Consider the following 13,831-nt stretch of genomic DNA (forward strand, 5'->3'; position numbering starts at 1 on the left):
GGATACACATGGGAAAAGAATTTCGATTTGAGTGCAGGTTTTGTTTAAAACCGATTATGGCTCCCCTGGAACTTTGCGGCAAAAAAGTCAAATGTCCTGCCTGTAAAAATCCCGTTGTTGTGCCTCAACTGCGTACAGCTACGGTAGCAATGAAATCGAAGCCCAGAGACATCAATAAAGACACACAAATGCTAACGAGAGTTGTCACATCTCGTCATAAAAAAGGGTATTTCGGACGCATCATGAAATATGCGATTGTCATTGTTATTGCATACTTTGCCTACACGAAATATATCGATTTCACAAATAAAAATCAACAAAGTGTCGCAACATTATTGACGGAGTATGCGAACAACGAAGACATCGCCACAAGTTATATTATCAAAAACAAAGTAACCCATACTGATTTTGACATTCTTAGAAACTATAGCAGAGCGGAAGAAGAGCACGTACGTATTATCGTTGCACAATGCTTAGCGAAAATGCCATATTCGAAAAATATATATCGATTACTAAAACATTATTTACAAAACGATAGTAACGACGTAAGGATCGCCGCGGCAAAAAGTTGCGGAAAAATAGAACAAATTCCCATTCTCGAACTTCTCATAAAACGACTGGAAAAAGAACAAGACAAAGGTGTCAGAGGAGCAATTGGTGGGGCACTACGCGATCTTACCGGTGTTCGTGGAAATACAGTAAATGCACAGCGTTGGAAAGTGTGGTGGAAAGAAAAAAGGCGCGATTATCAATTTCCTAGAATAAAATAATTTGAAAGTACTTTGACCATTTTGACGAGAAATAAACGCCATTGACGCAGCACCGTCAAAAATGCGACAAAGTAAATGGAGCGGCCACACAAAAACATATGATGCTTGCTCTTTTTTTCAAAAAAAAACACTCTCAAACATAGACGAAAGCACGATTCACTAAAAAAAAGTATAACTTTCAAAATAAAAAAAACACTTTGGCATTGTTTTTGATTACTATACAGGCAAATAATCAACTATTTGTAATAACCAATGCTCGAATTTAATGATTGCACAACATTACAAACTATTTCTACACAACTGTGCAGAAAATTTTTTGTTGATGAACCTATAAAGTAGTTTATGTTTCAAAATAAAATCTTGCCAACTCCACAGGAGTTGGCACATTCCAATATTTTATTGGATTCCTATTCGAAGACCTGCGCGATGAAGCGAAAGGTCTCCAACTCCTCAGAATAGTAACGTGATTATACAAAAATAACATGATTTATGTACCAATGTTTGCAAGCCATTGCAGATAAAGGTAGAATTGATGACACTCTGCGGTCTAGTTTTAGACCGCAAATTTTATTTACAAACACGTTATCTTTTCATTTTGCGCACCTTCTCCACCAACCCCTGTGCATTCTCAACTTTCCAAGTAGAAATATAATCCAACAACTTTGCAACATCTTCCTTGCTGCACCTTTTTAGCATATTACGATTTCGCTCTTCCTTGAAAAAATTTTCGATGATTTCCACGAGCACCGCATCATCGCGTTTCAGTGCATACACTTTCTGTAAATGTGCAATAAAACGTGTAATGGACAGTTGGTTCGGACGACCAATATTCATGCCGTTGCGAAAGTCTTTTAAAGGCTTATCGACAAAGGTATACCCTAGGTACGCGCGAAACAAAGCAGCACTTTTTCCTATCATAACGGTGTAGTAATAGCGTCCAATTCCTTTCTGCGTTATGATGTGGTGTGCCTCTAGTAGTTTATCTTCTACGGTAAAGTGGTACTCATAGGGAATTTCGTCGATCACCTTTTTGTTTTTGCGAATAGTGAATTCCAGGGGGTTTAGCCGTGTTACCGGAATTTTAACAATGTGGAGATCTTCGCCTACAGGCAGAACACCTTTAACTTCGACGGTCTTATACGCCTTAAATAAAATCTTAAAATGAAAAAATTTTCCAGGAGCAAAAGTCTCGCGAAACAATTCTACTTTTTGTTGATTTTGCATATCGATAACCGTATAGGGACAAGGAGCACAACCGATGTGAGGAGTTGGCTCAAAACTAATTTGACGTTTTTTAGCAATGAGCTTTTCTTTCACAACAAACACCGGGCCCGAAACTTGTTGTTGTTTTCGATAAACCGTTTCGTATCCAGGGTGTTTAATCTTTATGTCGTAAACACCTGGAAAGATTTTGCGGTTATTTGTCAATAGACGGTGGATCTGCGTTTTTGCATCAATAAATGCAACGGGGTGAGAAGACGATTGTGGTGGTGCCACATCGTGCGTTATGTCGATTTTTACTTGTACATACTGCGCGGACAACGTAGATAACGCGCATATCACAACGAAAACGAAGGTGAAACGTAGCATTTTATTTTTCTCCATAAAAAAGCGTGTATTTATCACATAGGACATATTTACATATCAAAAATTCATTTTATTTTACCAGCGATTCGCATATACTTGGTCGGAGTAGACCAAACCGTTATTACTTGGATATTTAGGTCTATCATTATTTGAGGGACGGGCGGACACGGGGTCCGCCCCTACAACGCACTGTGTAAAAGTTAGATATCTACGAGTAGTGCCCCTCGCTATTTGCCAAAGTAGTAATACATTTTCAAAAGGAGACATCATGATTAAAGTGGGAGATAAACTACCAGAAGTTACTTTTCAACAAATGTGCGATGGTAAGCCGCAAAACCTCAGTACCAACGATGTGTTTTCGGGGAAAAAAGTGGTGGTTTTTGCTGTTCCAGGAGCCTTTACCCCCACTTGCTCCGAACAGCATCTACCAGGATTTGTCGCACTGTGTGACAAGATCAAGGAAAAAGGGGTGGATACTGTGGCTTGCACTGCGGTGAACGATGCCTTTATTATGGATGCATGGCAAAAGTCGCGTGGCGCGGAAAATATTTCGATGCTTGCTGATGGTAGCGGTCAGTTCGCCAAAGCAATTGGTGCGGAAAAAGATACCGGAATATTTGGTGGAATTCGCTCCAATAGATACGCACTTGTCGCTAACGACGGTGTTGTTGAGCATGTTTTCGTCGAAGAGCCAGGAAAATTCACCGTGAGTAGCGCCGAAGCAGTACTAGAAGCTCTGTAATTTCAACTGGGACCACACATTGATGAAAACAATTATATTTATTCTTTTATGCTTGGTCATTTCTTGTAGTAGTACTGATGACCATTTGCCCTTGGGAGAAATTTACCAACAAGCGGCAAAAAACGAAGATCGCAACCCTGTGGTACTACTACATGGAATCACCGGAGCCAGACTCGTACAACAAAGTACGGGCAAAGTGGTGTGGGGTGCTTTTACCAAAGATGGTATTGACCCAAATTCGAAAGAGGGACTACGTGCTCTTGCTTATCCAGCATGGGAAGTCGATTTGCAGTCAACTCCACAAACCACGGCTTACCTAAAAGACGACGTTTATGCTAGCGGACCGCTAGATAAAATTAGCCTTAGCCTATTTGGAATTACTCTATCCGTTGATGTTTATCTATCAATATTACAAACATTAGGTGTCGGTGGCTATTTAGATGAAGTGTACAAAGATATTGAATACGATGAAGATCACTATACATGCTTTTCGTTCTTCTACGACTGGCGTAAAGACAACATCACCAATGCCATTTTATTGTCGGAATTTTTAGAGAAAACCGCAAAATACGTGGCGAAAAAAGACAAAGAACGCGGCTTCAATCGCGGAGAAGTCAAATTTGATATTGTCGCACACTCTATGGGGGGGCTTATTGCGCGCTATTATTTGCAATACGGAGGTATAGATATCACCCAAGGCAATGACAAAAAAGTCACTTGGGCAGGAGCTAAGCGCGTTTCACGATTAATCCAAGTAGGAAGTCCCAACACTGGCTCCATCAGCGCCGTTGATGCTTTGGTAAACGGGCAAGAATACTCTTTTGTTCTCCCTAAATTCCAAGCGACCTTGCTATCCACGTATCTATCCCTATACCAACTTCTACCACGCCAGCGTCATAAAATATTCATAGATAACACCGGGCAACCCTTAGAAATAGATATGTACAATGCAGAAGTGTGGGCAAAAAATAAATGGGGAATGTTTTCACCTCAACAAGAAAAATACCTCAAATATTTATTTCCCGATGACAAAACGCGTATTCCTCTTGCCATACGCTTTATGCAAAATGCCTTTGATCGCGCACAACAATTTCACGAAGCACTGGACGCCAAAGCAGACAGCCCATGCCCTGCACAAGTGGTGCTGTTTGCTTCCAAATCCATGGCCACGCAAGAAAAAGTGCGCATTTTCCAACAAAACGGCCAATGGACATTTGATTTTGACGAAACGTTGAGTTCCCCAGGAGATGGTGTGGTGACAATCGCCAACGCACTTGCCGATCAACGTCAAGGTGGTGAGTGGAAACCATGGGTGCGCAGCAATATTCCCTTTTCTGCTACCTATTTACTCAAAGGAGACCACCTAAAAATGACAACAACACAGTCATTTCGCAATAATATATTGCACCTTCTTTTAGAAACCCCACCATTTGCAAAATAATATTTCTAATTGGATGAAAACTTCGTAGCCATCGCAATTAAAAAAGGACGGACTTCTTGTCCGTCCTTCCTCTGGTAATTCATTGCCAACCGTTAACTACTCTCGGTAATTTCTACCTCTGATGATAAATGTCTAAACCAGTTGAAATACAACACGGTTGTTGTCACAATCAGAGCACTAAGAACATACCACAGTTGTTCCCAACGTCGGAATAAGATCATCATCCACGTTAAAAATAACACGATTTGCCATGGAACAGCAAAAAAGGTAGAAACAATATCGCGTTTGTTTTCGGCCTTTATCTTTGCCTGAACTTCTGCTGGTAGACTATTGCGTACTTTACCCCACAAACCAAATGGACGCGTCTTGTTATAGAATTTCTGCAAAACTTCATCATCATTTGGTTTGGTCATTAGCGTAACAACGATTAAGCATATCGTGGAAACAATGATAATAATGGTAAATGGTATATATTCGGGTGTTGCCGTAGGTAAAACTGCCTTACTTACGATTGCCGCAAGCATTCCACCGAACATTCCTCCGGTAAATCCCCAGCCATTTAAACGCCACCAATACCAGCGAATCACCAATGGCATGAACATTCCGGCCCCAATCCCCATGGTAATCCACGACCATATTTCGTTAATGTTCTCTATCGAAATACTAAAAATAAGCGCAATCACAACGATACCAAGTGAAGCGAGTTTACTTTGCCAAATCAATTGTTTTTCTGATGCACCTTTTTTCAAATACGCTTGGTAGATATCTTTCACCCAATACGCCGCACCTGAGTTGACCGTTGAATCAAATGTCGACATCGCTGCCGCCATTAATCCCGCAACAAGAAAACCCTTCAAGCCGATCGGCACTAAATTATTGATGACCGTTGGCAGTACCAATTCCGGATCCATCGTCACACCTTGTTGGGTACTGTAAGAAATTCCCATGATGGCAATAGACGCGATAAAAGGCCAACGGAAAGACAATAAAAATATCCACAGTAGCGACATAAGACCTGCTTCGCGGTCACTGGCAACCGCAAAAAAGCGCTGCGACATGTAACCACCCAAACCACCAGAACCTTCTAAAATAACCCGTATCAAATAGAAGAAAATTAGTAGTCCTAATAGATTAAACATCGAATACTCACCGATCTCGGGAATACTCAGAGATGTTTTTGGGGTCAAATCAGTCCATTCTTCTTTACTCGAAGACCACACAACGTACTTTTTATTGGTCCACTCGTTTTTACTCGGTGACCACACTTTGTATTTGTCGCCCTCTTTTTCGACGAGTTTGAAATCTTTGTTGATTTGTTTTCCTGGAACGAGCTGTTCCTCCGTCGGTTTGCCTTTATTCCATTCTTCAAGTTTTTCCTGATCCACAGGAGAAGATAGTTCAAATTTATCCGGAAGCGGATGACTAGTGACACAGATAAAACAAATACCTACGATAGTTCCAAAAATGAAAATACTCTGAAATACGTCTGTCCAAACAACCCCATGTAGACCACTTGCAACGGTATATACCATCGCCAATACAATCATCAGTAGCGCCGCCCAAAAATCAGGAGCCATTCCTAAGAAAGGCGCTATTTCTAAAAATTCGGCAATAAATTTTCCGGCACCTTTACAAAAATAGGTCACGAGGGCTATGGTGAGAATTAACCAACCTATGGCGCAAATAATACGTGCCGCATGTCCGTCTTTTCCTTCGCCAAAGCGCAGGTGCATCCACTCGGCAAGCGTCATCACTTCGGCACGCCGATTCCATTTCCCCATGAAAATCATCAAAAACGCCATTACCAGCGTCACACCACCGCGAATTTCAATAAAGAAACCGGCAAGTCCCAATGAAAACAACAACGCTGTGTTGATCATTGTTCCCGTGATATCAAGATTCGATGACATACCAGAAGCAGAGAGCGCCCACCACGGAATGGAGCGATTTCCCAAAAAGTAAGAGTCTATTCCACTGGATGCCTTCTTTTGTAACCACAATCCAACGAGGACCATGACAATTAAGTAGACAAATACAATGGAGTAATCTACAATGTGCATACAATTTCCTCCTGTGTTTTCAGATGTATCATCAGTACTTTCTTATCGTTTTCTTCCTAGCGGCAATATATCGCGGTGTGTTTTTTCACAAAGAAATCACCATTTACTGATACATCAAAAGTAAAATTTCTCCCATTATAGTTTTTTTTTAGGTAATTATGAATAACTATTCCGTATTACAACATCCGAGTCGCCATGTATGGGACTTTTGGTATACCTATGATGAAAAGCAAAAACTCTTTCATGTTTTCTATTTGAACGCTCCTTCGCAATTAGTTGCGGACAACCAACATCATTTTTCTTCTTGCGTCGGCTACGCCACAACGCGCGATTTTGAAACAATGCATTGGAAAAAATACGACGTGTTTTGTGCAGATAAAAAGGGCTGGGACAATACATCCATTTGGACAGGCGACATTATCCGCATTGCCAATGGGTTTTTGTTGTTTTATACCTCTCGCGATCAAAAAATACACGATGGCCTGACGCAACAAATTGGTATGGCGTACTCCACTAATATACATGAGTGGCAAAGAGTAGATACGTTGTGTCTTCAGGCAGATAATACCTACTACGAAGAGAAATCACTTCGCGAAGAACAAACCATCCACGCATGGCGCGACCCTTATGTTTTTCAACATAACAACAATACCTACATGCTAGTCACCGCAAAAAGTAAACACAGTGCGCTAAACCGCAAAGGAACCGTCGCTTTACTACGCATGAAAGATTCACTATCGGAGTGGGAAATTCTTCCGCCTTTGTATGCACCCAATTTGTACTCGGAATGCGAAGTTCCGCGAATATATTACAATAGAGACAAACTATACTTGACATTTTCCTGCGCCGCCAAGTATGACTTTTCGTCTGCGGATAACAAAGGGGGTTTGTACGCGGTAGAGTTATCAAACCTTACAGAAACATCGACAAAAATCGCGGAGTGTATTCTTAGTGAGAAGCAGTTATACGCGGCGATGATATTGCCAGAGTTACAAGGTGACATAGTAGGATTTCATCCTAAGGGAGGCCTACAACGTAAACATTTTACCTGTAACTGGCAACACATCAATCGCAATTTTTCACATATAAATTTATAATCACACTTGTTTTGGAGTAACTTTGAATATAGTGTGCTTTGCTAAAAGATTTGTACCTTAGTGATCGCTGCGTCCCAAATCTTATCAATACTTTAGTTTACTTTTCAAATTACGCTTTATTACTTTCCTTTGTTCAAAATCTTCTTGAGCATGACATTGCTAATCGTATATGTCGGACGAATTCCACTGTCCCCCATTCCTCCAGACGCTAGCGTTTGTCCAGACTGCAAAGGATTGTCAGATGCGTAGTATGCGTAGTTTAGCGCTACATTGCCTTTGATATGTTGGCGAATCATCGCCGACTGGATGGCCTTTTGATAATGCCCGCCCTCCATTTCTAGCCCGATCGCTTTCCAACTAGATTCGAGAAAATAGCCCAAGACATCCCTATTTTGCAACGATGTTCCCAGTACAGTGATCATTGGGCCGCGATAAACATTTATATCAGAAGAAAAATCATCTATTTGCAATTGGTTTTTAAAGGAATAGGTATCGGTATCTCCTTCAAAAATATGGGCAACAGGCAACATAATGTCTCCTTTTTCGCCGGGCAAGATCCCCGCTTTTCCCATCACCGAAATCGAACTCACATTTAATTTTTGTCCTTCGAATGGCTTTAAGAGTTCGTCCATCACTTCGAAAGCTTGTTCACCAAAAGCATAGTCCATTACCAAAAGAACAGGTTTTGTTTTTTTCACATACTCTTCATTGATTTTTATATCAGGATGTAAGTTATCGAAGTCAATTTTTGTCGTGTCTATGATTTGGCAATCAATATGACTTTTCGAGGTATCTTTATAATCAATCATACCATGCTTGAGTGCATGGCGGTTTAAGGCATCTTCTTGCCCTTTGACGAGCTTTACCGTTTCAAAGACATCTTTGCCTTTACTTTTACCGACAGCATAGCAAGATAACAAATTGCGTATGCTGTGTAAATTCGAGCTGATGATATGTAAAGGTCGTTCTATTAATTTTTTCTTATGCAATATTTTCTTGATATTCGTTGCCCATGCTTCAGCATACAGGTGCTTTCCCATCATTTCTTCCAATGAGGGGGTAAAAATCACCAAGTGTCCTTCTTCGGGGTTTTGCTTCGCTTCCCAAGCAATTTTACCTAAAGAGTAAATAATATGAAAAAGTCCGTTGTTGTGTGCACGGCCCGATTCTTCCAAGCGTTGATAGGCCTTTTTGGTTTCTTCAAAAGTCGCCCCAACAATTTTACTTAAGTTCCAGATTTCTTGGTCTAAGTATTCTATTTTCTGTTGTTTGGTGACAATTTTTTCCAGTTGTACCCATTCTTGGGTTTTTCCTTTTTCATCATAGCCACGTTTGCGTATCTTTTCCATTTCAATACCCAAGAACGTAATGTGTGTCAAAATATCGTATATTTCACTGCGACCACGGGTAATTTCAAAACACATCTCTTTTTCATTCACCCGATATGAATTACGCCGCCTTTTTAGCGGCATAATAATCTCAAAACCTTCCTGCAATCCCTCGGCAGCAGAGAAAGTATAGCGTGTACACTCCTCCATGCCTTTTGGCAGGCGATCCATGATATATACTAATCCTGATAGTTCTACACGTTGCGGGTCATTCATCACACCATAAATTTCAGGGCTCAATATAGATAGCGCTTCCACAAGTTTTTGTCCGGAGGCTCCTACAGGATTAAAGTATCCACGTAATAATAATGCGTCGGCAATAACTTTAAATGCTCGTATGGAAAAACGAGACTTTTGCGAACGATTCAATTCTTGCATAACAATCCCTTCTACGTCACTTTTGAAAACGGTCGGCAAGGCTTTTTCATTTTTTTATTTTTTATGTATATTCTCTGTGTTTTAATTTATCCAGGGTGTTTAAGGTGTATTCTACTATCATCTTGGAGCGATTATTCGATGAACGAGTTTGAAGACAAACATATATTAGATGAACTCAACAAAGACAAAAACTTCATTTCGCACTTGAAGAACTACGAATTTATAAAAAAAATTGGTCAAGGTGGTATGGGGGCGGTTTACAAAGCACGACAATTACATCCCCAAAGAATAGTTGCTATAAAAATAAGCAAGGCCACTTCTGATAGAAGTGCACGTCGTTTTGAACGTGAAATGCAAATAGCTTCGCAACTAGAGCATCCTGGAATAGCCAAAATATACGATGCTGGTATTTACAATAACCAAAAATATTTGGTGATGGATTACATTGATGGAAAACCCCTCAACGAATATTTTACAACAGTATCTCTACAAAAAAAAATACAAATTCTCATTGAAGTTTGTTCTGCTCTTGACTATGCACATCGTAGGAGTATTATACACCGCGATTTAAAACCTGCAAATATAATGATAACAAATAATGGAAAACCAGTTGTCATTGACTTTGGATTAGCGAGAAACACCCACACGCGCGATTTTGACCTAACAAAAACGGGAGAAATCATCGGAACGCCAAACTATATGGCTCCAGAACAAATTACAGGAAAAAGTGCTCATATCGATCAGTGTGTTGACATTTATGCATTAGGGGCCATTCTTTATGAAATAATTTGTGGGCACAGAATGGTAACGGGTTCTAGTCCCCTAGAGGCTTTTTTTAAAATTCAACGCGGGAATTTTGTTTCGCCGAAAAAAATCAATCCTCAAGTCGATAAAAGCCTTGTCAATATTTGGTATAAAGCTACGGCAAAAAAGAAACAACGCTATCAACAAGTGGAGGATTTACAAAATGACTTACGCAAATTTTTGGCCGGAGATACCGTAAAATTTCCCATCAGAAAACGACTTTATTTACTTGCCATTGTCCTTATTCTTCTCAGTTCTTTTGCGTATCGCAAGAGCCGCTCGCGGCCTGATATAAAGTTGAGTACTCAGGCAAAAGCCCGGCAACTAAAAATGGAAAAAAAACGACAACGTATCCTGCATGACATCGAAAACAAGAATTTTCCCCTGAAGATCGACATAGAAGGTCTCAATGAACAACAAAACCTTGACTTAGTGAAAGCGCTTTACAACGAGAGGCTATATCAGAGAGCTTTAAATTTACTAAAAAAGACAACCCGTAAAACAAATTTTACCGAAACATATACCTATTACAAAGCGCTTATTTTTTACCAACAAGGTAAATATAGTGAAGCGCGAAAGTTATTCAACCTTTTAGTAGAAAAAAGCGAGCCTTCCGCCGAGAAGTATCATTATTATTTGGGTAAAATAACTTTTCAACTCAAGGACTTTTTAGAATCGTTCCAACATTTTAAAAAAGCAGAACCGCGCTTTGACAACGACCTTTTCCTTTTAGAAAAAATTGCCCACATATCAGAAAAAAACGGCGATATGGAAACGGCCAAACAATATTTAAAACGCTGCCTTTCTCTAGCCCCTTCTATTGGCGATTATTCCGTTCGCTTAGGACAAATCGCCTTAAAAAGTAAGGATTACGACCGTGCTTTTTTTTACCTCAAAAAAGCTCTCGCTACGCAAAACTTTTATACCGCACTAAAGCTCCTCCACGAAATTCCTTATCGAGAACCACGACTACGCAGATGGTGCTATCAATCAATCATGAATAAGTTTCTAACAGAGAAGAGAATAAAACCCCCCGATTTGTTTGCGAAAAAGTGGCTTGAAATTGAAAATCGTTACCGACAAGATTACATTTTACAGCAACAAGCCAAAAAGCAATCAGCAGCCTCCATACAAAGCTTTTTAAGAGAGCTCAACAATGAGGAAATACAAAAAACGGTACACAAAGCTCTTATATCTCTTCGTTATAGTAAAAGTTTCGATGCAGAAATAAACGAATTTTTAAAAACAAAAACACTATCACAGTCTTCCTTAGATTTTTTTAAGGCCGCAGCCAAACAAATAAAACATATAAGAGCACAAGAACAACAAGGGGCAATCTATTATCAACTAGCAAACATGCACCGCAATGCAAATTGGAATTCCCAAAAATTTATAAAAATAAACGCCGAGGACTATCTGAAAATATTGCGTAAAGAAACCAAAGTGTTTTTGAAGTACTTACTGGTCAAAGGCTATTTTCATATGTTCGGCTTTCAAGCCATCATTGAAATAGTTAGAAATCCCAAAGAGCAAGTCGTAACACGTACGTTATGCGCCGTGGTGCTGCGCAAAAATTACCTCGCAGAAAATAGCGACACGTTCTATTTGTCTTGGCGAGACAAAAATCTTTCGAAGGAAGAACGTGAATTTTTACAAATAAGTATTAGCCAAGCGCTTTTTGTCCCACACTTAGTACACAGAGAGGATACTTTCGATCGTCCTTTACGCAAAGACAACCAAGTGGAAGAGGAGGAGTTACAAATACTACAACATTTTATTGACTTTTCTCATTCACGGCGTGCCGCTGTTGCCGCGGCGATCAGCTTCAATGCATTGCTACCGGAGAAAAGATCTTGCCCAGCACACATTGACAAACTCATTTTTGAAGCCTTGCAACAAAATGATGACCTGGAACTAAGTAGATACACTCATTTTATGTTTTGGCTAAACCCAAACGCAAAAAAAGCTGCGTATTTTTCCCAGTATAAAAAAGCTTTGCGACATCCCAGTTTCATGGTTCGCGAAATTGCACTTTCGCAGGTAGAAATTTTTCATCAGCGTGTCCAAGAATTAATGGAAGAACTTCCGCAATGCATTACGCAGTCTAAATCTCCTATGCTGCGTTTCCGCGCTATATTTGCTTGGACTTTATTAGAACGGCAAGGTAAAACGATATTCGAAGATCCACTATATAAACGTTTCGTCAAAAAACTAACTCCGATGCAACACAGTGCTTTAATTATCATGATGTTCTATAAATTTTTTGCGAAAACACGACGAATTGAAAACTTTAGTCAGGCACAAATCTTTGCGCAGATACTCCGTTTTTTAAGTATCCTAAGAAAAGAACTCCCTTTACTACCACAAACATCTCAATGTATGATCAGCTATGTAATGTCTCTGATACAACTTCATCCACCGCTACAGGAATTAAAAAAATTACAAGACCCGGCCTTGCTTTCTTACTTTTTATACCAATTACACGAACAAGTGGATTTAGGTAACAGAACAGCGTACCTAAATTACGTAAAGGCCTTCACGACCAAAGAAAAGCACGACATTGCCAAACAGTTTTTATCACACCCCAATGAAGCAGTACAAATGTATGCGGTAAGTAGCTATGTCGCTTTTTCCACAGAAAAGCAGCAAACGGAAATGTTCCAATTGGCCAAATCATCACAACAACTAAGCCTTAAAAAAGGTGTAGCGCTCGGTCACTATTTTGCGTTACGCAATGCCTGGATAAAAAACAAAAAAATGCCCAGTATTCGTTTCGAAGACTTATTTAGTGGTAAATCGATCGAACTTACCCTAGTTGAACAGTTTTCACGGCTGATAAAATTTGCCCATTACATTGAAAATGAAGCGCCTAAAAAATTAAAGAAATACCGCATATGGGCAAAGAGATCTATGGATCTTTGTCCAAAGCAAAGCACATACATATACAATTATCATTTGTTTTTTCCCGAGGAAAATATTACCTCCCCAGTAGAAGACAACAACGCTATACACATCAACGTCATCAAGTTTCTTGACATGGTCCATCAAAGAACGGGCGTTTTCCCAGAAAATAATCTAAACAAATACATATCTACACTACACGAAATTCCTCCCGCACTATTGATACATTTTGCCGAAAAGTGCCGTGTAGCACATCGCTACGATGATGCACTAAAACTCTATGAAAAGTACTTTTTAGCACGGGTAAATGATTACTCCCCCTTTGGATTAGAGTTGATAACCGAGCACAGCGACATCATGTATTGTTATTTAAAGAAAAACAACAAGAGCATGGCAAAAATTTTTCTCCAGTATTTTTACCAGCTATATCGCCGCCAAAAACACAGCCGCAACACAAATAGCGATAAATTTTTCAAAAAAGTCTGTGGTGAGAAGCCATACATAAAAAGTTCTTGGTAGGAGTGCGAAGTAGATCATTTTACCTTCACGTAATAGTGTATCCCAAAATCAAAAAAAACTGGAAGTAACGCTTTTTCATTTTTTTATTTTTTATATATATCCTCTGTGTTTTAATTTATCTAAGGGTGTTTAAGATGTATTCTA

The 13,831-nt window shown here is 39.7% G+C and carries 8 protein-coding genes; 5 read left to right on the forward strand and 3 right to left on the reverse strand.

The features are described 5' to 3' along the window. The first annotated feature begins 8 nt into the window (after positions 1–8). The gene (locus UABAM_RS13380) at positions 9–770 is read left to right on the forward strand and encodes a HEAT repeat domain-containing protein (protein ID WP_173013301.1); all 762 of its coding nucleotides are present in this window, start codon (positions 9–11) and stop codon (positions 768–770) included. A gap of 582 nt (positions 771–1,352) precedes the next feature. Here UABAM_RS13380 and UABAM_RS13385 read toward each other — a convergent pair. Beyond that, positions 1,353–2,360: a hypothetical protein gene (locus UABAM_RS13385; RefSeq protein ID WP_151968507.1), complete on the reverse strand. Its 1,008-nt coding sequence runs from the start codon at positions 2,358–2,360 to the stop codon at positions 1,353–1,355. A gap of 265 nt (positions 2,361–2,625) precedes the next feature. On the opposite strand from UABAM_RS13385, the gene UABAM_RS13390 reads away from it, so the two are divergent. Further along, positions 2,626–3,099 carry a peroxiredoxin gene (locus UABAM_RS13390; RefSeq protein WP_151968508.1) on the forward strand — a complete coding sequence of 158 codons (474 nt, stop codon included), beginning with the start codon at positions 2,626–2,628 and terminating at the stop codon, positions 3,097–3,099. 22 nt (positions 3,100–3,121) lie between these two features. Next, positions 3,122–4,540, forward strand: coding sequence for a lipase/acyltransferase domain-containing protein (locus tag UABAM_RS13395; RefSeq protein WP_151968509.1), 1,419 nt, complete (start codon positions 3,122–3,124; stop codon positions 4,538–4,540). A gap of 92 nt (positions 4,541–4,632) precedes the next feature. On the opposite strand, the gene UABAM_RS13400 is transcribed toward UABAM_RS13395, so the two are convergent. Next, a complete protein-coding gene (locus UABAM_RS13400; protein ID WP_151968510.1) occupies positions 4,633–6,600 on the reverse strand; it encodes a sodium:solute symporter family transporter in 1,968 nt (655 codons plus the stop codon). Positions 6,601–6,758: 158 nt separating this feature from the next. Here UABAM_RS13400 and UABAM_RS13405 point away from each other — a divergent pair, with 158 nt between their 5' ends. Then, positions 6,759–7,697, forward strand: coding sequence for a glycoside hydrolase family protein (locus UABAM_RS13405; RefSeq protein ID WP_151968511.1), 939 nt, complete (start codon positions 6,759–6,761; stop codon positions 7,695–7,697). Positions 7,698–7,816: 119 nt separating this feature from the next. Here the strand turns inward: UABAM_RS13405 and UABAM_RS13410 are convergent, their stop codons facing one another. Beyond that, complete coding sequence (locus tag UABAM_RS13410) at positions 7,817–9,463, reverse strand: DUF6909 family protein (RefSeq protein ID WP_151968512.1); 1,647 nt, start codon at positions 9,461–9,463, stop codon at positions 7,817–7,819. Between the two features lie 138 nt (positions 9,464–9,601). Here UABAM_RS13410 and UABAM_RS13415 point away from each other — a divergent pair, with 138 nt between their 5' ends. Further along, positions 9,602–13,687, forward strand: coding sequence for a serine/threonine-protein kinase (locus tag UABAM_RS13415; RefSeq protein ID WP_173013302.1), 4,086 nt, complete (start codon positions 9,602–9,604; stop codon positions 13,685–13,687). Positions 13,688–13,831: the final 144 nt, after the last annotated feature.

The organism is Candidatus Uabimicrobium amorphum, assembly GCF_009002475.1.
GTDB lineage: Bacteria > Planctomycetota > Uabimicrobiia > Uabimicrobiales > Uabimicrobiaceae > Uabimicrobium > Uabimicrobium amorphum.